We start from the raw sequence: 24,144 nt of genomic DNA on the forward strand, positions 1-24,144 counted from the left end.
ATTGAGAATCTATCAGGCACTAAGAAGAGCTCTCTTTGGCCCATGGATTGGGTCTTCGACCACAATTGTTTGGTCTCGGTTAGCACCTAGAGAGACAATTGCTATCGGGACCTCCATTAAATCAGCTAAAAACCGTAAATAAGCCATGGCAGTTTCGGGGAGATCTTCAAGACGACGGCAGTCAGCAGTTGAGCATTGCCAGCCTGGGAGGCGCTCAAAGATTGGTTTGCAGTTGGCAAAATCTTCAGAACAACTTGGGAAGTATTCAATTCTTTTTTCATTTAGTTCGTAGGCAACACATACTTGAATTTCATCTAGTTCATCTAAGACATCGAGTTTGGTAATTGCTAAGCAGTCCAGACCATTAACTTCTACTGCATATCTACCAATAACACCGTCAAACCATCCACATCGCCTTCGCCTTCCTGTTGTAGTTCCAAATTCTCCTCCTCTATCGCAGAGTTGGTCATTTAAACTTCCTTGGAGTTCTGTTGGGAATGGGCCTTCCCCTACACGAGTTGTATATGCCTTCGCAACTCCTATTACACGATCTATAAGGGTCGGTCCTACGCCTGCACCTATGCAAGCTCCCCCTGAAACTGGATTGGAAGAAGTGACGAATGGATATGTTCCATGATCTAGGTCAAGGAGTGTGCCTTGGGCTCCTTCAAAAAGTATGTTCTTTTTGTTTCTAGCTGCTTGATGAATGGCTCTTGAGCAGTCAACTACATGGGGAGTCAATCGTTTTCCATATTTAAGGTATTCATCTATTACTTTTTCTGGGTCTAGACGATTTACTTCAAATACTTTTTGAAGTAAATCGTTTTTCTCTTGCATAGGCAAGATTAACCTGTCTCGCAGTCTTTGTTCATCAAGTAGGTCAATTACTCGGATTCCATTCCTCTGGGATTTGTCTGCATAGGTTGGTCCAATACCTCTTCCAGTTGTTCCAATCTTTTGTTCTCCCCTTTGTTTTTCCATCGCCTTATCTAAGAGGCGGTGATAAGGCATAGTTACATGAGCTGTTGAGGCAATTTGAAGACCGGTGATATCAATATCATTCTCTAAAAGCATTTCTATTTCAGTAAGCAATACCTTTGGATCTATTACTGTGCCAGGCCCGATTAGACAAGTTGTATCTGGGTAAAGAATGCCTGAGGGAATCAGGTGCAACTTTAAGACCTCGTCGTCTACAACGATTGTGTGTCCGGCATTTACGCCACCCTGATAACGCACAACTACGTCGGCAGAACGACTTAGCAAGTCTGTGATCTTCCCTTTTCCTTCGTCGCCCCACTGAGCACCGACGACTACAACGTTGGCCAATGACATTGCGGCTCGAAACCGCTCTACTGCACAATCAACAACCCTGGCAGATCTACATGCCCTGAGTCAAAAAACTGAATTGAAGATTATTTTTTCAACTTCCTCGAAGGACCGTTTTTTCTGCTTTTGCTAGCTCTTTATTAAGGCGCTCAGTGAGATTTTCAGGGAGAGGGCGGTTGGAGTAGTTTTTGTAATGGCCTGCTAGGGAATTAAGGGCGGTTTGCATAGTTGTAAAGGACTGGAGGCCACCTACGTCTCTGCGGCTGCGATAGGTGGACATGTAGTCCGTTATGAGAACTAGAGCTTCTTTTTCTGCGGTCGAGTGACTTTCAGAGTCTTGAGGTAAAGCTATGGTTTCTTCCAAGCTATGAATAACCGCAACAGTGTCTTTAACGTAATCCCCAGAGATGGAGGACCTACGAGCTTCAGCTGTACTTACGAAGGAGGTAAGCAGTATGCATGAGCCTAGTAAGAGAGTAAACGTTAATCTCATAAGCCTTTTGACTAGACCATCAAAGGCAAGTTTCATTATTGGAAATGCAATTGATTAGAACTCTAGGAGGAGTTGCATAGTATTTATAGCTTTAGAGCATGAATTTCTTTAATTAGCTCACGAAGTGCCTCATTGGTTTCCATTTTCTTTGTCTCGCTGGTAGCTCTTTTGACGACTTCAACTAGTCCATTCGCAGCGTCCCTCCCAACGACTACTCTCCATGGAATCCCAATAAGATCAGCATCTTTGAACTTTACGCCTGCTCTTTCTGCGCGATCGTCAATCAATGCATCTATACCTTCTTCTTTGAGTCTTGAGTAGAAATCTTCCCCTGCATTCCTTTGAACATCGTCCTTTAAATTTGCAATGACAACAATTACCTCGAATGGAGCGATATTGAGTGGCCATTTGATTCCAAAATTGTCATGGTTTTGTTCTACAGCAGCCTGTGCGAGCCTTGAAATTCCTATCCCATAACAACCCATCCAAAACGGTTCTTGGCGGCCTGATTCGTTTGTGAACTCGGCATTCAGAGATTGGGAATATTTTCTACCTAACTGGAATATATGACCAACCTCAATACCACGTTTTTCTTCTAGCTTTTGTTGATTATCATGTATGCAGTTGTCTCCAGCCTTTGCATTGCGTATATCAACTACTTTTGGCGCCTCTCCAAGGTTTCCCCAGCTAGTACCTAATAAGTGGAAGTTCTTTAAATTAGAGCCACATGCAAAACAGGTTAGATTTGCGGCTGTGTGATCTGCTAATCGAAGGAATTTCTTTCTCCATGTAAAAGCACCTTCAAGATTTTTGTCCTCAAGATTAGGACCAATGGCACCAAAAGGAAGGTCATTCAATCCTTGCTTTTTAATTTCATCTTTTGTAATTAGGGAGATTTTGAGAATATTTTCACCGAATATATCTCTTAAAATATTGGATAATTTTACCTCGTTTAGCTCTTGATCTCCACGCAAACTTAACAAGAGAGGTTGTACCTCTCCACTTTCTAGCCTGGCCGTCATTACTAGTACTTTTATTATTTGTGTTTGATTAATACCTAAGGCTAAACAAACTTCTTGAATGCTTCCTGCAGAAGGCGTTTTGATGGTGGATATTTTTTCTTTGGATGCTAATGGAGTCGCCTTAATTGGTTCTGAAACTGCTTTCTCTTGATTGGCCGCATATGCGCCATCAGGGCTAGTAAGTATTAGGTCCTCTCCGGATTGTGCTGTTACCATAAATTCTTGGGAAGATGCACCTCCTATCGCTCCGCTATCTGCTTGAACTGCAACAGTTTCTATGCCGCAATTGTTGAATATAGTTCTATATGTTTTATCCATTATTGAGTAAAATTTCTCTAGGTCTTTTGAGTTCGAATGGAACGAGTAAGCATCTTTCATGATGAACTCTCTGCTTCGCATAAGGCCAAATCTTGGACGTATTTCGTCTCTAAATTTGCTTTGTATTTGATATAGAGTTGCTGGTAGTTGGCGATATGATTTGAGAAGATCTCCAGCCAGACTGGTTATGACTTCTTCATGAGTAGGGCCAAGACCTAACTCTCTTCCTTGACGATCTTTTAAATGAAACATTATTCCTTCTCCTGCTGTATATTCATGCCATCGCCCACTTTTTTGCCACAGTTCGGCAGGATGAAGCTGAGGTAATAAGGTCTCATGTGCCCCAGCAGCATCCATTTCTGCTTGGACGATTTTGATAATTTTGCGCAAAACTTTCCACATCAATGGCATATATGCATATATGCCTGGCGCAACGCGACGGACGAAGCCCCCTCTGAGAAGTAACTGATGTGAGGCTATCTCGGCATCAGAGGGAATATCTCGAAGGGTCACCAGCATCAGCCGGGAGAAGCGCATTAGTAAGGAATTAAGAGGTTGGTGTGAAGATAATACCTACCATCAGGAAAAGGTCGATTGTAGAACTGTCACGATTCCAATAATCGATCTCCCTGTAATGAGTCTCATCTGCTAAGTTCCCGTCAATGCAAAATGGCAATGGTGGACGCAGATGTTTTCTGGAACTGTAACTTCTGGCATTTCAGAAACTTCATCTTCTTTTGAATTAAATAAAGAGATATCTCCTTCAAGTCCCTCTGATGAAATGCTTGTTGGAATTGATGATGTACAGAAGTCTCTTAATCGATCTCGCGCATCTGTTTATCGTTATACAAATACTGACCCGAGAGATTTAAACCCTACTTTTAACCCTAGGAAGCTTAATCCTGAATATAGAAGTGATCAGAAAGACCCACTTTTGTTTCACCCAAATGAAGTAGCTCGCTTTGCCAAAGATATACTTAGAATTAAAGAAGTAACTGTTGAAGTCTTAAATTCACCCTCAACAGCTACCCAGCAGGTATTGGTTTCTATTCTTGAAGAGTTGCGAGCTCTAAGGCTAGAGGTCCAATCTTTAAAAGAATCTCCTACTGATCTTGCTAGTCATAGAGACCTCCACAATAGAACTGCTGCATAGAATTCATTCTAATGAGAGAATATAAGGAGATTTGGTCGGTTTCGATTTATTGAACCTGTCCAAACCTCCCAAATGAAGGTTGCACGATTTGCAATCGGATTTGATGGGTTGCTCTTTATTTCGGCTGAATGAATTTTCAGGCATCGTCCGCTTCTAGTTTTTCCTCACATTTAGAGGCTTCTGAACAGGAAGATGAACAGAGCCCTGAGCCTGAAGAACCTTTCAGTTGGGATGGCCCCTCAATTTCGCTGTTGGGCCTCCTAATTGCGATCGCCAGTATTGGCATACCTTTTGGAGCAGTGCTTGCAGATCGCCCTTTGGGAGGATTAATAACGGTTCCCACGGTATACGAAAGCGATGGATCTAAGTCCTCTTCCGCCATCTCCTTCACCAGGACTAGTAAATCTCTTGGTGGAGATACCAGCGGGAAGCAGGAATAAATACGAATATTTTGCCGATGCCGGAGTAATGGCTCTCGATAGGGTTCTGCATTCTTCAGTGAGATATCCTTTTGATTATGGTTTTATTCCTAATACTCTTGCTGAAGATGGAGCTCCCTTAGATGCAATGGTGATTATGGAGGAGCCTACTTTTGCGGGGTGCCTTATAAAAGCTCGTCCAATTGGTGTTTTAGATATGCATGATTCTGGTGCTTATGACGGAAAAATTTTATGTGTACCTGTTGCAGACCCCCGTCAGGAAGGAATAACTAGTATCAAGCAAATTGCGCCCAATCAACTAGAGGATGTGGCTGAGTTTTTTCGTACTTATAAAAGCCTTGAGGGAAGAGTCATTGTTATTGATGGATGGAGAGATTTTGAGGCAGTTGATTCTTTGCTTCAGAGTTGTATTAAAGCTGCAAAATGTAGACAAGGTTCTTGACCGGAGTCCTTTATCCTGATTTAGTTTTTATAGAACTTGCTTGCTCTAAGATGTTAACACCGCCAGTTGTTGTATACAGCTATTCTCGTTGTTCAACTTGTCGAAGAGCCATTGCTTGGCTGAAAGAGAATGGGGTCGCTCATGAGATTGTTGATATAGTTGATCAACCGCCAGGTAAAGATCAGCTTTTAATTGCAAAGAATCAACTATTGAATAGGAAAAAACTATTCAATACTAGTGGTATTAGCTATAGGGAACTAGGTGCGTCTGTAGTTAATGCGATGAGTGATGATGAAGCTATCGAGGCATTGGCTTCTGATGGTAAATTAGTAAAAAGACCTTTTCTCATAACAAAAGACAATAAGGTTTTAGTAGGTTTTAAGCAGGAGGAGTGGACGAATCTTCTATTGAACTGAAATTAAGTCCATCTAATTCAGTAATTAATTCATCAACAGCACCTTGATCTTTAAGTTTACGAATGCTTGATCTCTTTAGGTCTTCAATTAAAGCCCATATTAGTGATTGGCTTGTCTCAAGAACTGGGTCTTTTTCCATCGCAAGTGCGAGCTCTTCCCAGAATTGATTAAGGGTTTTGATGCTTAGCTCCTCCATCAAAGGATCTTTTTGGGCTATTTGATTGCCTGTCCTTTGAGATATTTCGATTATTTTGTCTATCATTCTCTCTGCTAATTGGCTACTAAATTTAGACTCTGCTTGTTCGATAACTTTGAGTCCATTTAGTGGAGTTGGAATTCGATTATTTTCCATTGTTCGTTGAAGGGCATGGCCAAAGAGATTGATTAATTGAGGGCGCATACTGGGCCCTACTTGTGTAAGAAGTATTGGGAGCCAAAGTCGAAGTAACTCTATTAACTCGCTTGGTTGCTTGGAGTTAAACTTTTGATCACTTCTTAAGTTCCTGATTCTTTCTGGCAGTTGTGGAGATCGAAATGCATTCTGTGCTGAATCCAAGGCTCTTAATATAATAATCTCAAAGAGTTCTCTTGAGAGAAGTGCGACTACAGCTTGGCTAATAGCAGCTCTTAATGGTTCGATTTGAATAAGCCCGCTGCTAGAAAGCCTTTCTGTGATGGGGAATAATCTAAAAACTCTTAAGAAGGGAAGGAAAAGTGGAAGATCAATCCATCTTTTTAGTAGAGCATCTCGCAGGGTGATGCCCGGAAGGCGTGATTTTAACCTTAAAGTTCTTAGAAGAATATCGAAGAGGAATAGTGATTGGAAGAAGATGTCTATTCTCCAGGCGAGGTTAATAGGTTTTCCATTTGAATCAATATTTCTTTTGTAGTTGCTTTGAATTAGAGGAAGAATTTTTCTTTGCCAGAAGAGTCGCTCCTCTGACCAATTGCTCGTTGACAAGTATTCCTCGCTGAGTAGATATTTACTTGCTTCTAAAAAAGAATTCCTTCCAGACTTTACTTGCATTTGTCTTTTTAGCTTCCGTAATGTAGCTGAACGCTCTGGACTATCGAAAGGCTCCTTTTTGAATAATTCTTTTGACAATAAAATTTGTTTGCTTAATATATTATTGGTTGCAGCATCACTTGAAACAGAATCTGAAAGAGCTAGATCTAGCGCCTTGAAATTTTTTATATACTCTTTGGTTGGTCCATGTGGTTTTATTCCTTTGATTTGATCATATGCAATGGCTGGGCTAGGTAACCATTTCATTGATATTGCTAGTCTTCTAGAAGGCATCGGGTATAGGTTTCGCTCTAGCCAAAAAGGTCTCAAAGGAAGATAAGTGATATCAAAAATTATCCATATGAGATTTGTTGCGGCAACAATTGCCACAGTTTGATCCCAACGTGTCCAGAACACCCCCCTTTTAGGATTTTTTAAACCTTGCCAGCGTGGAAGCATCATTCTTAGAGATTACTTCTAGATGCAATCAATTGAGAAGCATGGGTTTATCGTGAAGCTGAAATTCTCCCATAATCAATTGTCTGAATTGAATACGGATAAGAATCAGGTTGACAAGAGCCATTCTTCTGACTTGTCTAGTTCAAGCAAAGAGTCTCATCCATTCTGGGACTTTTGGGGGCCAGTCCTTTTTACATGCTCTCTATATCTAGGGATTCGTTATTACGTCGCAGAAGCGAGATATATCCCTTCTGGATCCATGCTTCCTTCTTTAAAGGTTCAAGATCGATTAATTGTAGAAAAAATGACCTTTAAGGTCCGACCTCCAAGAAGGGGAGAAGTCGTTGTATTTAATTCTCCATATGCGTTCGATCCTTTATTGCGTCCATCCAAGAGGCCTTCCTCTTTAAAATGTGCATTGATAACATTCCCATTTATTTCTTTGGTGCCAGGCCTAGGAAATAATGCTTGTGATGCCTATATAAAAAGAGTTGTTGCTATAGGGGGGGATTCAGTTTCTATCAACTCTAAAGGACACATTATTGTTAATGATCAACTTCAAAAAGAACCTTATGTAAAAAGTTTTTGCAAGTTAGACGGACAAGGTATTAGTCCCTGCCCATTTTTGGATGTAACGGTTCCGGAAAAACATGTTTTAGTGCTTGGAGATAACCGGAGTAATAGTTGGGATAGTCGTTTTTGGCCAGGGAGTCCTTTCCTGCCAGAAAGTGAGATTTTAGGAAGAGCTGTATGGCGGTTTTGGCCTCTAAATCGTATAGGTGCAATTAGTAAGCCTTAAGGCCTGAGGCGATTACTTTCCCTTTCAAGGTTTTGCCTTCCCAGGGTTGATTTGCAGCGTTGGGGTTTTGTATTTCTCTTCGGCGCTGTACCCAATATTCATCTGGATCAAATAGAAGCCAACGTTTAGTACCTAGTTCCAAATGCTCTTCTGGTAGTTGGAGCATCTTGGAGGGGCCAAAACTGAGCTTTTCCCAGAGTTTCTCTATAGGCCATTTAGATTTAACAACGAGTTCATTCCATAAAGAAGGCAATACCAGTTGGTGCCCAGCTATACCTGGCAACTGAATGTTCGGTGGAGTTTGAGAGTCTTCTTCGTCTAAAGGAATTGCATGAACTGAGATGGCGGTAAGTGTGTCTTCTTTTAAACCATGGATTAAGGCTTCCCTGTCTTTTGGGTTGCCTAATGATGGATTGACTTTCCAGCCGAGTTCTTCTGGGTTTAAGAGACTACTATCAGCAACAAGGTGCCACCAGCAAACGCTGGCTGGGCAGGATTGTTTGGAATTAGCAATTAATTCGACCCCATCAGCTGTCCCTATATTCATGATGACTATTGAACGCTCTGGATGGTGTTTTTGTAGCTGGAGAATGCTCCCTAATGGGAGTGTTTCACTGGTAACTGGATCTGGAGCCCAGCCAGCCCTAAGTGCTTCAACTCCTTCTCTAACCATTCCATTGCCCTGGATATTTGGATCTCTTGGAGCTAATAAGATTGGTGCTGAGCCCATTCCTCCGATTAATAGGCCTCGTTCGAGAAATGAGCTTGGAATGTAAAAGTCATCTTCGGTAATTCCGATTGCTCCATGTTGTAAAAGGCTGGCATGTGGAGATAGTTCGATGCTTTTCCCTTCTTTGCTGAAGCTTCCCCAAAGGTGTATTAAGACATCGCTAGTTGAGTTTAAAAAACCCTCAAGCCTTTCTGGTCGGTCTCTCCAAGAAGAAGAACATCTAGGCAGTAGAGCAACTTGTCCATAACCAGCTCTTGCAAGAGCAATACGGAGACTTTTAAGATTTTCACCTTTGTCATTTGTTGGCTCTGATAAAACAGAATGCGGGTCAACTAAACAAGGTGCAAGTAATTTTTCTGATGCTAAAATTGCGTTTAGACCTAATGAATGCCCTTGTTTTCGTGCATCTTCTCCAAAAGCAATTAATTCTCCTTGTCCTGAAATGAGCACTGCATCTCTTTTAACGTTCTCATTAGATCCAAAAAGAATCTGAATGGGGTCAAATAGTATAGATTTGTGATTCACTTTAAAGAGCTCCTGTTGCGGTCTTATCGAGAACACTTCCAAGGTGCGAGGTTAAATTTAGGCAAGTAACAATTGCAGGAAGATCTGAATCTATTGAGATATCGATAATTGTTACGGCACCATTTCCTTGTTTAACCATCCATATATCTGATGGGGAAAGTCCTAGTAGATGGCAGAGTATTGTTTTATTAACAGCATCATGAGCAACAACTAGCACTGTTTCGTTGGGATCTGAGTCTGAGCTTATTTTCTCCCAGCAACAAATAGAACGTCCCCATACATCCTTAATACTTTCTCCTTCAGGCATCTGGACTGATTCTGGTATGTTTTTCCAGTCTTCTAAAAGTTTTGGCCAATTAGTTTTTATCTCAGACTCTAGTTTTCCTTCCCATAAGCCATGACTTATCTCAACCAATTCTTCTTCTATTGACAGTGGAATGTCAGGATGGCAATCGAGAATAATTTCAGCCGTTTTTTTAGGCCTTGACATGGAACTACTATAAGCACGATCTATTTTTGTAGACTTAAGAAAATCCTTTGCTGCCAATGCTTGTGCCTGACCATTCTTGTTGAGTGGTATATCGATTTGCCCTTGAAACCGTCCCTCACGGTTCCAGTCAGTTTCACCATGCCGCACAAGAATTAACCTTGTATTAGGGCCTTTTCGTGGAAGACCTTTTTTAAGGTGAGTGGTATTATTCAAGCATTCAATCTGAGCAGTGAACTTACCATCATCAAAAGAAATTATGTTTAAAGTAGATAGAGAAGCGTTGTCGATTTGTATTCGCCTGAAGCCAAGTCTTGGCTCATCTATAAGACTAAGTATTAATGCTCGGAGGATTGCATTGTGGCCAACAACTAGGAGATTCTCATTGTTGTCTAATGGATGATTTTTTATAAGCCCATTTAGGAATTTCTTTGCTTGAACTATTAGTTCATCGATTGGTTTGTAGGAGCTGCCATCAGCTCTTTTAAAAATCAGTTCATGGGGTTCAGTCTTCCATGTGTGGTACTCCTCAGGGAACTTCTCAATCACCTCTTCAATTGTGAGACCGCTCCATGGCTCAAGGTCTATTTCCAGAAGACCCTCGTCGAAGATAGGTTGGATTAATTGTCCGCTTGATTCAGTTATTTTCTTTGTAGTATGGGCTGCTCTCCGAAGAGGTGAGCTATATACAGCTGAAATTGGGATGTCAGAGAGTGCTCTGCCTGTGAGTGATGCTTGTTCTTCTCCCTCAGTTGTGAGAAGAGAAAGATCATTCCTTCCTTGTATCTTGCGCTCCCGGTTGAAACTGCTCAGACCATGACGCACTAGTAGAAGTCTTAGGGGCACACTTATTAATGGTTGTTCAGGTTCATCGTATGGGGAATCCCCTGAACAAGTCTTTTTCGATCAAAGAGAATTAGTATCTGCTGATCGTTTGTCGATGAGTAAATCCCCCTTGGGACGCATTAATCCTTCTTGGAAAGTGGCCCTAGCTTTCCTTTCCATCTTTTTAACAGTGCTTGTTTGGAAGACAGGTTTGCAGGAAAGTTTTAGTAGACCCTCTGTTAGTCCTACCCTCTCGCTTCATCAAAAGGAGATGGCTGTTTTGGCGGAGGAGGGAATGCCTTCTGCCTTTAGACCATTTTTGTTGGGAGAGCCTCCACGAGCTGCGTTGTTGAAAACATTGAGAGAAGTCTCTTTAGATGACTTAGGAGATAGAGAGCGACTTTTGTTGGGAGCACTTGAACCAACTAGTAAAGCTTCTCAAAGGGTTTTACTGAAGCCTGTGGAAAGTAATGCACTTGCCGCTATGCAAAGTGTTCTTTTGACTAGCATCTCTGAAGAGAAAACTGTTTCTTTTAATGCCTTTAATGAGCTTTTTGCTGGCCAAGAATATGACCATTTACTTAGGCAGGTCCTTTGTGAGTCTATAACTGCTGATAAACAAAAATGTATTAACCTTCCCATCGCAAAAAGCATAGCAGTTAGGTTAATAATAAGTCAGCTATTCCCAGTTTTTGCGGCACTTTCTGGATTGGCATTGTTAATTCGGCAGTTATGGATATTTATTCGCAAAACTTCTTCCCCTTGGCCAAAGTTATTCCCTTTGCCTCTTTCTCTTGCTGATATGGTTTTGTTGATTGCTGGTGGATTTGTTGTCTTAGGTGAGGTTGTTGCTCCGTTATTTATAGCACCTTTTAGTGGAATTTTGACTAAGAACATCGCTAGTCCCGTTGATGCTGCACTGAAAGTGGTTATTGGTTACAGTGCAATGGCTTTGCCGCCTTTATTTATTTTACGAAAACAGTTACAAGGGTTGGAAAGTGCTGATAGACCTTTAGAGGGATGGCTCCAATGGAGATTTAGGCCTTTTCCTTCGGCATTTGTAAAGGCGATTCAAGGATGGTTGATGGTAATGCCTCCAGTTTTACTCACTGGATGGTTGATAACTAAATTGGTTGGAGATCAAGGTGGTAGCAACCCACTATTAGAACTTGTCCTTAATAGCAAGGATCCTTTAGCTCTTTTTTTGTTAGTAGTAACGACAGTATTATTGGCTCCTCTTTTTGAGGAAATAATTTTTAGGGGGGTTTTGCTTCCTGTTTTAGCGAAATCTTTTGGTCAATTTTGGGGTGTTGTCACTAGCGCATTGATTTTTGCTATGGCTCATTTAAGTGTTGGAGAGTTGGCTCCTTTAATGGTTTTAGGTATAGGCCTAGCCATGCTGAGATTAAGTTCTGGTCGACTTTTTCCTTGTGTTCTGATGCATGCTCTTTGGAATGGAGTTACTTTCTCGAGCCTGTTGTTGTTAGGGACTTAGAAAATTAGTTTAAGCCTTTTTGACTTTTGCTCTTGCTGAGAGGCTTTTGGAGTGTTTTACTGAATTATTAAGGTCCTATTCCGTGGTGGCAGTTTTACAACCGCGCACGGCGTCCTCAGATCGAGTTGTTTATAGAACGCGTTCTCTGAGTCCGCTACAACTTATTCAGGGCTCTTTATCTACTAGAAAAGTTGCTCGGCAATTCCCATTGCTTGCTGGAATACATAAGGCTTCTGACGGGGCCTTGGTAGGTGTATTGGTTGCAGTCACGCTTATGTCTACTCTTACGCTTCATTGGCAGCATCTTTGGACTAATGCTTTTAAAAAACTTGAAACTACTAGAACTTTGGCAAGTCGACTAACTGAGTCAACAGCAATGCTTGAGAGTCATTTGCTGCAAAAGACTAATTTCCCTAAGAGTATGGTTCCAACTAAGGTGGCCAATCTTGTTTATCTTCAGCACCCTGTTCCTAAATCAAGTCCTAATGAATTCAGTGAATTGTTGTTGAAAAGTCTTGTAAAGCAACCAATACATCACGGTTACTAATGCGGAGCTCAAAACCTCGTCGAAAAGGGCGTGGTCACCTTAATCGTCAGCAACGGGTGGTCCCATTAGAGCCAATTCCTGCATTTAGGCTGAAGCTAGTTTTTTCAATACTTTGTTTAGGGCTTGTTGGTCTATTGGGAAGGATGGCTTGGTTGCAGGTTTTGCAAGCACCTGCCTTAGAGGCTAAAGCTAGATCTTTTCAAACTAAATATACAAAATCTTTAGGAACACGTAGATCAATTGTTGATCGAATGGGCAGATTAGTGGCCTTGGATGAGGAGCGTTATCGCCTCTGGGCCCACCCGATGTATTTCAGCTTTCCAGGAGATGCCAAAGGATTGCTTCGTAAACCTGTTGAGGTAGCACAAAAACTTACTTTGCCTCTAGCTATACCTATCGAGGACTTGATCAACCGTCTTGATAATCAACAATCTGGAGTAAAGCTTGCTGAAGGCTTAGACCCTGAAAGTGCATCTGAGTTAAGAAGGCTGGGTATTAGTGGTTTAGATCTTGAAGCTTATCCTCAACGCATTTACCCACAGGGGTCACTTTTTGCAAATGTTGTTGGATTTTTGAATCAAGACCGAGTGCCCCAGGCGGGTTTGGAACAAAGCTTGAATAAGCGACTTTTGAGATTTGAAAAGTCCCACGCTATGCGATTAGGAGCAGATGGGACTCCTTTGCCTGATGATTTGCCACCAGGGGCTTTTTATGGAGATGATTTGCAATTGCAATTGACTCTTGATGCTCGCCTTCAAGAGTTATCAGTAAAAGCTTTGTCTAGTCAGATTAAGAAGTGGCGAGCCAAAAAAGGAGTAGCAATTGTTTTGGATGTTTCCAACGGAGAGATATTGGCACTTGCTTCTTCGCCTACTTATGATCCAAATAATTATTGGAATTTTTCACCAGGTCGTTTTCGTGAGTGGTCAGTTCAAGACTTGATAGAGCCTGGTTCTACTTTTAAACCAATAAACTTAGCTTTGGCTTTACAAGAAGGGGTTATTAACCCTGGGGAAACTATTAAAGATACAGGTACATTGAAAGTAGGTGGGTGGAGAATCTACAACCATGACCGAGTCGCTCATGGTGTAATAGATTTCGCAAAACTCTTACAGGTTTCTAGCAACATTGGCATGGTTAAAACCATGAAAAATCTTGCTCCAGAGAAGTATTGGGAGTGGTTAAGTAAATTAGGCTTAGAGGACCATCCCAATACAGATTTGCCAGGAGCAGTTGCAGGTCAAATAAAACTAAAATCAGTTTTTGTCTCGCAACCTATTGAACCCGCAACAGCATCATTTGGTCAGGGCTTTTCTCTGACGCCATTAAAGCTTGCACAACTGCATGCAATGATTGCCAATAATGGGTATTTAGTTAGACCACATATCACAAAGGGTTTATTAGCAGGAGAAGCGCTGGTTCCTTTTGCATCCCATGAAAAGAAACAGTTGCTAGACCCAGAGGTGACAAGAATTGTTAGATCTTGGATGGAATCAGTAGTTGAGTTGGGCAGTGGCATAGGTGTTAAAACACCTGGTTACCGAATTGGAGGGAAGACGGGTACAGCCCAAAAAGTTGTTAATGGCAAATATGAACCAGGGGCAAAGATCTGTAGCTTTGTGGCAAATTTACCTGTAGACGATCCTCGTTTTGTCGTTCTAGTAGTAGTTGATGAACCAAAGGGGAGCAATGCCTTTGGTTCAACAGTGGCTGTTCCTGTTGCAAAGGAGATTATTGATGGTCTACTTGTACTGGAGAAAATCCCTCCAAGTCAGAAAGGAGTCCGTTTTCAACCTGCAAAACGTTAAGGCAAGACGAAAAGTTTTCTTGTGACTCCGCACTAAGGGATGTATTCCAAAGAAAGCCGGCTACCTTACGGATTCATCTGAGAAAGTGCTTTATTTATGGCTAATCTCCTCGATCAGCTTTCCTCGATGACGGTAGTTGTTGCTGATACAGGCGACTTGGATGCTATCCGACGCTTTACGCCTAGAGATGCCACAACAAATCCTTCTTTGATTCTTGCTGCTGCTCAAATACCTAGTTATCAAACTTTGATTGATGAAGCTTTGCGATTATCAAGAGATCGTCTAGGTAATTCTGTTGGGGTAGAGGATGTGGTTCATGAGGCCCTTGATGAGATTTGCGTAATCTTTGGTAAGGAAATTTTGAAAATTGTTCCTGGAAGGGTATCCACTGAGGTCGATGCTCGCTTGAGTTTTGATACTGAAGGAACAATTCGCAAAGCCAGGAAGTTGATTGGTTTGTATGACGAGATGGGTATATCGAAAGATCGAGTTCTTATCAAGATTGCATCAACTTGGGAAGGAATAAAAGCCGCAGAAGTTTTAGAGAAGGAAGGGATTAGTTGTAACTTGACATTGCTTTTTGGTTTTGCTCAGGCAGTGGCTTGTGCAGAAGCAGAGGTGACTTTGATTTCCCCCTTTGTTGGCAGAATCCTTGATTGGTACAAATCCCAAACAGGACGGGATGCATATCCAGGCCCTGAAGATCCAGGAGTGATTTCTGTCACGAAGATTTTTAATTACTACAAGAGGCATGGTTATAAAACGGAAGTAATGGGAGCTAGCTTTCGTAATGTCGAGGAAATTATTGAATTAGCAGGTTGTGACTTGTTGACGATTTCTCCAAAACTTTTAGATCAACTTAGAACTACTGAATCTTCTTTGATTAAGAAGTTAGATGCTAGTAACCCTAACGAAGTTGAGTCTCTTATCCACTTAGATAAAAATAATTTTGATCAGTTGATGTCTAAGGATCAGATGGCTAGTGAAAAGCTTGAAGAAGGAATCCGTGGTTTTAGTAAGGCAATTGAAACACTTGAAGCTCAACTGGCACATCGCTTGGCAGTGATTGAGGGAGGAAAGGTTTTTAGTCACGCTATTCAAGAAATTTTCATGTTGAATGATTTAGATGGTGATGGATGTATTACTAGAGAGGAATGGTTGGGTAGTGATGCAGTCTTTGATGCATTAGATCACGATCATGATGGTCGACTCCTGCAAGATGATGTTCGCTTTGGTCTTGGAGCTGCTCTTGCACTTAGTTAAAACTTGGCTTTTGTTATTGCCTAAAAGCTCACTTTCCTAATGGCAGCTTTAGCTTAAAAAGCAGTTTTATTTTGATGAGTATTTCCATAAGGCATCCTCAGGGATGTTTGGGCTAACCTTTAAATCCTTTGGTTCAGTTAGGCTTATTCTCCAATCTGGAACTCTGCAACTTACAAAATCTTGCTTTTCAATAATGAACCCGCCTTCGAGACTTTTGCTTGCGAGAAAACCACCCATCCAATATCCACCCTCAAGCCCTCCTTTAAACCAAACCCAAACTTTTACACGGTCCATTAACATTTATTCAGAATATAGTTAATTAAATCATGGTTTAATTTCTTTATTTGTAAAGAAATTAATTAAAGAGATTGATTTTATTGAAAACTTTTTAAAGCGAGCTCATTGGTTTATTTTTTTAACAAGAGTCTTTTAATGACTCTCTGAGCTATATCGCCATAGCCCATTTCTCCTGAGAGAATTTGTGCAATACGTTGAGGCGCTGTGGGCCTCTTTATTCCAAGTTGATACCCAACCTTGGGGAATCGGTAGAAAACTTGTGCAATTCTTCTGCCCCAGGCCATTGAGTTGCCCCATCTAGTACGCATTGAGTTGGTGTAGTTGCCTAGTCCAAAAGTTTTATCTTGTAGCCAGAGATGAATGCTTTGGGCTGCCTCACACCCGCTCATGAGCGCAGGCCTTAGTCCTTCGGCGAGAAATGGGTCACATAGAGAAGCTGCGTCTCCTACTGCAAGTATTCCATCGCCATGAAGATTGTGATGGCCATTCCAAACCCTTAATTGGGCATTTTGTCTAGAACCTTCATGAGGATCAAAACCAAGACTTGGTAAGAACTTTTCAAGGATTGCCTCACTATTTGTGGCTTGATCGCCGATGAAGGTCCCAACACCAACATTGACCCCGTTTGCTACTGGGAAAGCCCAAGCAAAACCATGATGAACTAGACCAAACTCGAATCTTGCTGATCCGTCCAAGAGATTTCCTTTCCCTGCGAGCTTTACAGAGGTTGTAGAGGCATGATGTTGGATTCGTGGGCCGAGCTTAAACACTTTTGGCCAAACTGAGTTTGATCCATCTGCAATCACTACTGCTTTACTTTCAAGTTCTCTGCCATCTTTAGATGTTAACTGCCAATAACCTGCTTGTTTCTTTAAGTCAACTACTTGGAAAGGCCTTAGTAACTCGGCACCAGCATCAATGGCTTTGTTGGTAATAAGTTGGTCGAGCTTTTTTCGCTCAACAATCCAAAAAGGAGCAGAGCCTGGTAATTGTGCAATAACATTGTCACTAAGACACCATGAGAACTCAACTCTATTGATAATTTGAACAACAGCAGGACTCAGTTCAAAAGGAAACCAATCTTGAACGGCTGCGGCTATTCCGCCTCCACAAGGCTTGATTGAATCTGAAGAATCTTTCTCTAAAAGTGTTACCTTCCACCCATTATTTGCCAGATGAAATGCTGCTGCTGAACCAGCAGCTCCTGCTCCAATAATAACTACATCTTTTAGGCTCACACTTTAAGTATATCGGCCTCTTTCTCTGCTAGATGCTTTTCTATTTCATTAGAAAATTTGTCAGTAAGCTTCTGTACAGACTCTTGTTCGTCTCGGCTTTGATCTTTAGAGAATTCACCTTCCTTTTCCATTCTTTTAATTTTTTCGATAGCATCCCTTCTTATATTTCTTAGAGCAACTTTCCCTTCTTCTGCATATTTTGAAGCTAATTTGCAAAAGTCTTTTCTTCGTTCCTCTGTAAGAGGTGGAACGTTAATACGAATAATTTTTCCGTCATTATTGGGCGTAAAACCAAGATCACTAGTTGCAATAGCCTTTTCTATAAGGCTTAGTGAGCTTAAGTCAAAAGGTTGGATTGAAATTGTTTGTGAGTCAGGAGTTGAAATTGTGGCTAGTGATTTTAAAGGGGTTTCTGCACCATAATATTCAACTGAAAGGCGATCAAGTAAAGAAGGGTTGGCACGCCCAGTACGGATTGTGTTGAAGGTGCGTTGGGTGGCATCCACCGACTTACGCATATTTGATTCGAGTTCTTGATTTGCCATTTGCTTCCTAGAGGTTTTTCAAAAAAGTTGGTTCAAATTAATAAACCTTTGGTTGGTTTCAGTTGCTTATTCTGGAACCAATTGGTTCTCCAGCAACTGCTTTGCTTATGTTGCCAGGTTCGAAAAGATCAAAAACAACAATAGGGATGTTGTTGTCTTTGCAAAGAGCAATTGCAGTGCTATCCATCACTGCTAGTTCTCCGCTAAGAACCTGTTGGAAGGTGAGGTTGTCGAATCGCTTTGCATCAGGGAACCTCTTCGGGTCCTGGTCATAGACACCATCGACTTTAGTGGCTTTGAAAACAACATCTGCATTGATCTCTGCTGCTCGAAGAGCAGCAGTCGTATCAGTTGTGAAAAATGGATTTCCACAGCCTGCACCAAATACAACTACTCTTCCCTTCTCAAGGTGACGAATTGCTCTTCGGCGTATATAGGGCTCAGCTACTTCTTGCATTTCAATGGCTGTTTGTACACGAGTCGGTATTCCTTTCCTTTCCAGTCCATCTTGAAGCGTGATCGCGTTCATTACGGTGGCCAGCATGCCGACATAATCAGCAGTGGCACGGTCCATACCAGCGGCGGACCCTTTAAGTCCTCGGAAAATATTTCCCCCTCCAACAACGATTGCAAGTTGGGTGCCTCCATCCACGACACTTGCTACATCCTCAGAGATGGATTGAACTATTGCGGGGTCTATCCCATATGGCTTGTCACCCATAAGAGCTTCTCCGCTGAGTTTTAGCAGTACACGGTTGTAAGTCATTCATTCTTCTTATCTTGATGACAGTAGCAAGTCTCCCTTAGCCCTCTAAGTATCCGTAGAGGTTTGATGGGAATGATTTTGCTGACTCGCTTTGATAAGACAGCTGTTTAAGGTTCATGAACAAGGATGCTCTTAGCCAAAGTAGTTTGATGGTGCGTTTAACTCTTTCATAAATTGAATGCATGCGGAAAGATTTATCTTGTTAGACAGAACTCACCCTTCACAAGTCATTGTTGATTAGTGGCTTGTCCGTACTTTTTGCGTGCGAATAAGCTTATAAAGGAAGATCTGGAATCTTGATATGGCTAAAATTCAATACCGGCTTGGGCTTTTATTCCTTTTTCTTTAAAAGGGTGATGCACTAAGTTCATTTCAGTTACCAAATCTGCCTTTTCAATTAATTCTTTTGGTGCACCTCGGCCAGTTAAAACTACATGAGTTAGATCTGGTCTAAATGAAAGGCCCTTAATTACTTCTGTTAAATCTAGGTAGCCTAGTTTGATTGCAACATTTATTTCATCAAGGACTACTAGTTTGTGGTCTTTACTTTTTAAGTAAAATAGAGATTGCTCCCAGGCCTTTTTGACAAAGAGTTTGTCCCTATCTCTATTTTGGGTTTCCCATGTAAACCCTTCGCCTAGAGCATGCCAATCTATTTGTTCACCAAAAGCCTTTAGAGCTCTTGCTTCACCGGGTTCCCAGCCACCTTTAATGAATTGAACTATTGCAACTCGTTCATTGTGTCCAAGCATTCGTAGAGTTAATCCTAGTGCGGCTGTAGTTTTGCCTTTCCCATTTCCTGTAAATACAAGAATTAAACCTTTTTCGAGGGTCCTTTGATCTAAGCGCTTTTGCTGAACCTCTTTTCTACGTTGCATTCTTAGTTGGTATCCTGCTTGATCTTTCTCTGGAGAAAGATTGCCTCCTAGGCCAAGTTGCTCGGCCACTTGATCTATGTCAAATTGATCTTTTGCTTTTGAGTGATCTAATTTCATTGGAATTTCAGAATTGCATACCTAAATAATACTTTCGGGGGCTTGTTTTTTATTGTCGGGCTCTTGCTAGAGCCGCATCTACTGCTTGTTGTTGGTCACGTTTAGTGATCCAGTGGTGGTATGTACGCGTATGAATGGCTACTGAATGTCCCATCATTCTTGCCGCAACAGTGTCAGGTAGGCCTATATGTATGGTGCGTATTGCCCATGCATGACGAAGGTCGTATGGCGTTAGAGGCATACTGTAGCGACGAAATTGCTCAGCTACTCGCCTTCCAACTTGCTGAAGTGTAGTTTTCTTAAGATCAGTTTCTATTAAGGGCAGAAGATTTGGCTTGATTCCTAATTGGTATAAACCGAACTCTTCTATCCATTCAGGGTGAAATGGCCAAACTTGATGTTCTCCTGTTTTTGTATTAGGAAGGACTCGTAGAACTTGATCGCAATTTTTGCTCAGGGTGGATAGATCGCTATAGAAAATTTCATGGTTTCTTAACCCATAAGTGGCCATTAATCCAAAGGCTAATTTCCATCTTGGATTGGGAATTCTAGAAAAAGCTTGAACAATCTGCTCATCATTTGGCAGTTTCCGGAAGTTCGCCTTATGTAAGCCGTATCCTCCAGCATGAGCTTTCCAGTCTTTAGGCAGGCTTATTTCTAGGTGTCTAGCAAGTGCTCCTAATGCAATGCCAGATTGTTGTCTGCTTCTACTATTTTCTTCATATGAAGCAATAGTTTCCTTAAGTAGTTCAATGCTTAGCTGACCTTTTCCCTGTAGAGATAGTTTCTGAAGCCTGCGTAGGTATGGAAGATATGCGGCAGTCCAAGTTGTGCGGCTTCCAGAAGGGGATTGCTTCCGTTGAGGATTCGTAAAGAAGGCAGATTCGAAACTCTTTATTGCTTGCACAACGTCAGAGTTAGAAGTTGTATTTCCCTCTCTATTTAGAGATACTGTTGACCAGTGATTCCATTTGAATTGCTTGCGCTCTAGTTCTAAATGAACTAACTCTAGAATTTTTTGTGCTTCTTTAAGCCCTTCTTGAGTGGCTTGAATTTTTAAACTGATTCTCTGAATTTTTGATTTTCCTGTTTCCTTCTTGCAAGGTAGATGGCCTCTAAGATTTAGGAGATCTCCACGATGTTCAATCCTTAATCTGACTCCTCTTCTAGAGAGTTCGGTGTTGATCTTGTTCAGCTGGTTGCTGAGAGCCATAATTCTTCAAAGTTATTGCTACCTTGACGTTGAAAAGGGCTTCCCTCAAGCCCTTGTACGGAGTTCTTTTCGAAATGACCCGTATAGGCGTTGTCTTAATGAACTTGGGAGGCCCTGAACGCATTCAGGATGTAGGCCCATTTCTCTACAATCTTTTTTCAGACCCTGAGATTATTCGGCTGCCTATACGCTCGCTGCAGAAGCCTATGGCTTGGTTAATAAGTAGTCTTAGGAGTAGTAAATCTCAACAGGCATACCTCTCAATTGGAGGAGGCTCTCCTCTCCGCCGAATTACTGAGCAACAGGCAAGGGAATTACAAAGCGAACTTCGGCAACGCGGCATTAATGCCACAAGTTATGTCGCTATGCGTTATTGGCATCCATTTACTGAATCTGCAGTGGCTGATCTCAAGGCCGATGGAATCGAGGAGGTTGTTGTCTTGCCTTTATACCCTCATTTTTCCATTAGTACTAGTGGCTCAAGTTTTCGCGAATTAGAAAGGTTGCGTCAATCAGACACTACTTTCCAAAAGTTATCTATTAGATGTATCCGTAGTTGGTATAACCATCCTGGTTACTTGAATGCGATGGCAGATTTGATTTCAAATCAGATTTTTCTGTCAGAGATACCATCTAAAGTAAATATATTTTTTACAGCTCATGGTGTGCCCAAGAGTTATGTTGAAGATGCTGGTGACCCTTATCAAAAGGAAATTGAAAGTTGTGCAGCATTAATAATGAATGTACTTAAAAACCGCCTTGGATATGAGAACCCATATACCCTTGCATATCAGAGTAGAGTGGGTCCAGAAGAATGGTTAAGGCCATATACTAATGAAGTCTTGGAAGACCTTGGCAAGGCTGGGATAAGAGATCTTGTTGTTGTTCCTATAAGCTTCGTAAGTGAACATATTGAAACTCTTGAAGAAATAGACATTGAGTATAGAGAGTTGGCGAAGAAGAATGGTATTGAGAATTTTTATAGAGTCCCTGCTTTGGATACTTATCCTGCTTTCATTAGTTCTCTTGCAGATCTTGTTATTAGTAGCTTGAATGGCCCTCAAGTTGAGTTAGAAACAGTCTCGGAACTTCCTACAAAGGTTAAGCTTTATCCTCAAGAGAAATGGCAATGGGGTTGGAATAATAGCTCTGAGGTCTGGAATGGGAGAGTAGCCATGATTGTGTTTCTATCATTCGTCTTTGAGTTGATAATAGGTAAAGGTCCTCTTCATCTTTTAGGTTTGCTGTGAGAAGAATTAGCTTTTTGAGAGTATGCCTTTCCTCTTGTAAGTGGGTTTTGCGTTTCAGCTTTGATATTGATTGAGCCAGCTATCCAATGGGCATTTAATGTAAAGGTCTAGATCTCCATCATTTGCCGTGACTTTGACTTCTGCTTCCACGGCCTTGTCAAATTCTGCCGATAAACAGAGTCTTCATATCACCGGAGCAGACGCCTTAATGGATGCTCTTCGAAGACATGGCGTTGAAGTCATATTTGGTTATCCAGGTGGTGCAATCCTTCCTATATATGACGCAGTTCATAAGGCAGAAAGTCAAGGTTGGTTAAAGCACATTCTTGTAAGACATGAACAAGGTGGTAGCCATGCTGCTGATGGTTATGCAAGGGCAACTGGTCGAGTGGGGGTTTGTTTTGGGACTTCAGGGCCAGGTGCAACAAACTTAGTTACTGGAATAGCAACGGCACAGATGGATTCTGTGCCGTTGGTTGTAGTTACTGGACAAGTTCCACGTTCTGCTATTGGTACAGATGCCTTTCAGGAAACAGATATTTTTGGAATTACTCTTCCTATTGTGAAGCACTCATGGGTAGTTAGAGATCCTGCAGACATTGCCTCAGTTGTTGCACAAGCTTTTTTAATAGCTTCTTCGGGTAGGCCTGGACCAGTCCTGATTGATATCCCAAAAGATGTTGGCCAGGAATATTTTGATTATCAACCTATCGATCCAGGCGATTCGGTGCCGGCAGGGTTTAGTGCCCCATCTTCACCAGATGAATGCTCCGTCAAGGCGGCTCTTGAACTTATTGAAAAGGCTCAACGTCCTTTGTTTTATGTCGGAGGTGGTGTCATTTCTTCAGGTGCCCATGAAAGCCTTGCTGAGTTAGCCAGTCGTCATCAGATACCAGTCACTACAACTCTTATGGGTAAAGGGGCTTTTGATGAGCAGAACTCCTTGTCGGTAGGAATGCTTGGTATGCATGGGACCGCCTATGCAAATTTTGCCGTTACAGAGTGCGACCTATTAATTGCTGTAGGTGCTCGTTTTGATGACAGAGTTACTGGGAAACTAGATACATTTGCTCCTAATGCAAAGGTAATTCATTTTGAAATTGATCCAGCTGAGATTTGTAAAAACCGGCCAGCAGATGTGGCTATTTTAGGTGATGTTAGTCACAGTCTTATAAAGCTACTTGAAGTAAGTAAGGCAAGAAAAGTTGAACCTAAGACATCAGATTGGTTGACGATGATTGATATGTGGAAAGACAAATACCCTTTATTTACTCCACCTCCACAAGGAGAAATTTACCCGCAAGAGGTAATTCTTGCAATCAGAGATCTTGCTCCTGGAGCGTTTATAACAACTGATGTTGGCCAGCACCAAATGTGGGCAGCTCAATATCTACGTAGTGGCCCTCGAAAGTGGATAAGTAGTGCAGGTTTAGGAACTATGGGTTATGGGATGCCTGCTGCTATGGGTGTACAGTGTGCTTTTCCAAAAGACCAAGTAATTTGTGTCGCTGGTGATGCAAGTATTCTGATGAATATTCAGGAGCTAGGGACTATCGCTGAATATCAACTTCCTTTAAAGGTTGTGATCGTTAATAATCAGTGGCAGGGAATGGTTAGGCAATGGCAAGAAAGTTTCTATGAGGAGAGATATTCTGCTTCAAATATGCTTCCAGGAATGCCTAGCTTTAAATCACTTGCAGCTGCATTTGGCATTAAAGGAATAGAGATTAAAAATCGCGATGATCTAGAGCCTCAGTTGAAGAATGCTTTTATGAATCCAGGGCCAATGTTTATAGATGTTCATGTAAGGCGAGGGGAAAATTGTTATCCAATGGTTCCACCTGGCAAGAGTAATGCTCAGATGGTTGGGTTGCCTTCTCTCCCTGAGCCAGTAATGGAGATCCATAGAAAATGATTTATACATTTTGGTTGTTTTTATTGGTCTTTCTTCTCGGAGTCCCAAGTCCCACTAATGCTGCTGAGATTTTGCAAATTCAAAGCTCTACGTTGTTGCAAATAGGTGACCATAATCGGACTTATACTGTTCAACTTGCATGCATCTCTGTTGATTCCTCTGATGATCAATCTGCTAGGAATTTGTTGAGAGCTGAGTTGCCTAGGAGGAAAAAGGTGAATCTTAGGCCAGAGGGTTCTGAGGAAGGTGTTTTGCTTGCTCGGGTTATGCCCCTTGGTAGTGAGAAAGATTTATCCAAGCGTTTAGTAGAAGCTGGCTTGGCTAAATGGTCATGTGATTATGCGTAAACCTCATACTGATTTCTTTATCTT

General features: G+C 41.6%; 24 protein-coding genes. 12 read left to right on the top strand and 12 right to left on the bottom strand.

What is annotated here, in order from left to right:
* Positions 1 to 12: 12 nt before the first annotated feature.
* The 3 genes from SOI83_RS09355 to SOI83_RS09365 form a co-directional block, all read right to left on the bottom strand.
* The gene (locus SOI83_RS09355) at positions 13 to 1,332 is read right to left on the bottom strand and encodes an adenylosuccinate synthase (protein ID WP_320676434.1); all 1,320 of its coding nucleotides are present in this window, start codon (positions 1,330 to 1,332) and stop codon (positions 13 to 15) included.
* Positions 1,333 to 1,420: 88 nt separating this feature from the next.
* Positions 1,421 to 1,855 (bottom strand): photosystem II protein Psb27, encoded by a 435-nt coding sequence (gene psb27, locus SOI83_RS09360; protein WP_320676435.1) that lies wholly within the window; start codon positions 1,853 to 1,855, stop codon positions 1,421 to 1,423.
* Between the two features lie 47 nt (positions 1,856 to 1,902).
* Entirely contained in the window at positions 1,903 to 3,696 is a 1,794-nt protein-coding gene (locus SOI83_RS09365; RefSeq protein ID WP_320676436.1) for a proline--tRNA ligase, read from the bottom strand.
* Positions 3,697 to 3,847: 151 nt separating this feature from the next.
* On the opposite strand from SOI83_RS09365, the gene SOI83_RS09370 reads away from it, so the two are divergent.
* The 4 genes from SOI83_RS09370 to SOI83_RS09385 all read left to right on the top strand — a co-directional run bounded on the left by SOI83_RS09370 (position 3,848) and on the right by SOI83_RS09385 (position 5,610).
* Complete coding sequence (locus SOI83_RS09370) at positions 3,848 to 4,312, top strand: resolvase (protein WP_414153413.1); 465 nt, start codon at positions 3,848 to 3,850, stop codon at positions 4,310 to 4,312.
* Positions 4,313 to 4,440: 128 nt separating this feature from the next.
* Positions 4,441 to 4,752 (top strand): hypothetical protein, encoded by a 312-nt coding sequence (locus tag SOI83_RS09375; protein WP_320676437.1) that lies wholly within the window; start codon positions 4,441 to 4,443, stop codon positions 4,750 to 4,752.
* On the top strand, positions 4,670 to 5,194 hold the full coding sequence (locus tag SOI83_RS09380; RefSeq protein ID WP_320676438.1) for an inorganic diphosphatase: 525 nt from the start codon (positions 4,670 to 4,672) through the stop codon (positions 5,192 to 5,194). Before SOI83_RS09375 ends, SOI83_RS09380 begins: the two co-directional genes overlap by 83 nt.
* Positions 5,195 to 5,244: 50 nt before the next feature.
* Complete coding sequence (locus SOI83_RS09385) at positions 5,245 to 5,610, top strand: arsenate reductase family protein (RefSeq protein WP_414153452.1); 366 nt, start codon at positions 5,245 to 5,247, stop codon at positions 5,608 to 5,610.
* Here SOI83_RS09385 and SOI83_RS09390 read toward each other — a convergent pair.
* Positions 5,573 to 7,078, bottom strand: a complete 1,506-nt coding sequence (locus SOI83_RS09390; protein WP_320676440.1) for a hypothetical protein — start codon at positions 7,076 to 7,078, stop codon at positions 5,573 to 5,575. The genes SOI83_RS09385 and SOI83_RS09390 overlap by 38 nt on opposite strands.
* Positions 7,079 to 7,154: 76 nt before the next feature.
* On the opposite strand from SOI83_RS09390, the gene lepB reads away from it, so the two are divergent.
* Positions 7,155 to 7,874, top strand: a complete 720-nt coding sequence (gene lepB, locus SOI83_RS09395) for a signal peptidase I (RefSeq protein ID WP_414153414.1) — start codon at positions 7,155 to 7,157, stop codon at positions 7,872 to 7,874.
* Here lepB and SOI83_RS09400 read toward each other — a convergent pair.
* Both SOI83_RS09400 and SOI83_RS09405 read right to left on the bottom strand, forming a co-directional pair.
* Entirely contained in the window at positions 7,861 to 9,129 is a 1,269-nt protein-coding gene (locus SOI83_RS09400) for a dihydroorotase (protein ID WP_320676441.1), read from the bottom strand. The genes lepB and SOI83_RS09400 overlap by 14 nt on opposite strands.
* A 1-nt stretch (position 9,130) precedes the next feature.
* Complete coding sequence (locus SOI83_RS09405) at positions 9,131 to 10,462, bottom strand: histidine phosphatase family protein (RefSeq protein WP_320676442.1); 1,332 nt, start codon at positions 10,460 to 10,462, stop codon at positions 9,131 to 9,133.
* A 94-nt stretch (positions 10,463 to 10,556) separates the two neighbouring features.
* Here SOI83_RS09405 and SOI83_RS09410 point away from each other — a divergent pair, with 94 nt between their 5' ends.
* From SOI83_RS09410 to SOI83_RS09425, 4 genes are all read left to right on the top strand, one after another.
* Positions 10,557 to 11,936, top strand: coding sequence for a CPBP family intramembrane glutamic endopeptidase (locus SOI83_RS09410; RefSeq protein ID WP_320676443.1), 1,380 nt, complete (start codon positions 10,557 to 10,559; stop codon positions 11,934 to 11,936).
* 19 nt (positions 11,937 to 11,955) lie between these two features.
* The gene (locus SOI83_RS09415; RefSeq protein ID WP_320676444.1) at positions 11,956 to 12,483 is read left to right on the top strand and encodes a hypothetical protein; all 528 of its coding nucleotides are present in this window, start codon (positions 11,956 to 11,958) and stop codon (positions 12,481 to 12,483) included.
* Positions 12,483 to 14,291, top strand: coding sequence for a penicillin-binding protein 2 (locus SOI83_RS09420; protein ID WP_320676446.1), 1,809 nt, complete (start codon positions 12,483 to 12,485; stop codon positions 14,289 to 14,291). Before SOI83_RS09415 ends, SOI83_RS09420 begins: the two co-directional genes overlap by 1 nt.
* A gap of 96 nt (positions 14,292 to 14,387) precedes the next feature.
* Complete coding sequence (locus tag SOI83_RS09425) at positions 14,388 to 15,554, top strand: transaldolase (RefSeq protein WP_320676447.1); 1,167 nt, start codon at positions 14,388 to 14,390, stop codon at positions 15,552 to 15,554.
* Between the two features lie 66 nt (positions 15,555 to 15,620).
* Here SOI83_RS09425 and SOI83_RS09430 read toward each other — a convergent pair whose 3' ends face one another.
* The 6 genes from SOI83_RS09430 to SOI83_RS09455 form a co-directional block, all read right to left on the bottom strand.
* Complete coding sequence (locus SOI83_RS09430; RefSeq protein ID WP_320676448.1) at positions 15,621 to 15,848, bottom strand: hypothetical protein; 228 nt, start codon at positions 15,846 to 15,848, stop codon at positions 15,621 to 15,623.
* 113 nt (positions 15,849 to 15,961) lie between these two features.
* Positions 15,962 to 17,089 (bottom strand): geranylgeranyl reductase family protein, encoded by a 1,128-nt coding sequence (locus SOI83_RS09435; protein ID WP_320676449.1) that lies wholly within the window; start codon positions 17,087 to 17,089, stop codon positions 15,962 to 15,964.
* Positions 17,086 to 17,634 (bottom strand): ribosome recycling factor, encoded by a 549-nt coding sequence (frr, locus tag SOI83_RS09440; protein ID WP_320676450.1) that lies wholly within the window; start codon positions 17,632 to 17,634, stop codon positions 17,086 to 17,088. Before frr ends, SOI83_RS09435 begins: the two co-directional genes overlap by 4 nt.
* Before the next feature lie 58 nt (positions 17,635 to 17,692).
* The gene (gene pyrH, locus SOI83_RS09445) at positions 17,693 to 18,400 is read right to left on the bottom strand and encodes a UMP kinase (RefSeq protein WP_320676451.1); all 708 of its coding nucleotides are present in this window, start codon (positions 18,398 to 18,400) and stop codon (positions 17,693 to 17,695) included.
* Positions 18,401 to 18,705: 305 nt separating this feature from the next.
* Complete coding sequence (cobO, locus tag SOI83_RS09450) at positions 18,706 to 19,395, bottom strand: cob(I)yrinic acid a,c-diamide adenosyltransferase (RefSeq protein ID WP_320676452.1); 690 nt, start codon at positions 19,393 to 19,395, stop codon at positions 18,706 to 18,708.
* Positions 19,396 to 19,444: 49 nt separating this feature from the next.
* On the bottom strand, positions 19,445 to 20,608 hold the full coding sequence (locus SOI83_RS09455) for a site-specific integrase (protein ID WP_320676454.1): 1,164 nt from the start codon (positions 20,606 to 20,608) through the stop codon (positions 19,445 to 19,447).
* A 74-nt stretch (positions 20,609 to 20,682) separates the two neighbouring features.
* Here SOI83_RS09455 and hemH point away from each other — a divergent pair, with 74 nt between their 5' ends.
* From hemH to SOI83_RS09470, 3 genes are all read left to right on the top strand, one after another.
* Positions 20,683 to 21,858 (top strand): ferrochelatase, encoded by a 1,176-nt coding sequence (gene hemH / locus SOI83_RS09460; protein WP_320676456.1) that lies wholly within the window; start codon positions 20,683 to 20,685, stop codon positions 21,856 to 21,858.
* Between the two features lie 127 nt (positions 21,859 to 21,985).
* Positions 21,986 to 23,773 carry a biosynthetic-type acetolactate synthase large subunit gene (gene ilvB / locus SOI83_RS09465; RefSeq protein WP_320676458.1) on the top strand — a complete coding sequence of 596 codons (1,788 nt, stop codon included), beginning with the start codon at positions 21,986 to 21,988 and terminating at the stop codon, positions 23,771 to 23,773.
* Entirely contained in the window at positions 23,770 to 24,120 is a 351-nt protein-coding gene (locus tag SOI83_RS09470; protein ID WP_320676460.1) for a nuclease, read from the top strand. The genes ilvB and SOI83_RS09470 overlap by 4 nt, the downstream gene beginning before the upstream one ends.
* The last annotated feature ends 24 nt before the right edge of the window (positions 24,121 to 24,144 follow it).

Source organism: Prochlorococcus sp. MIT 1300 (assembly GCF_034092375.1).
Lineage (GTDB): Bacteria > Cyanobacteriota > Cyanobacteriia > PCC-6307 > Cyanobiaceae > MIT-1300.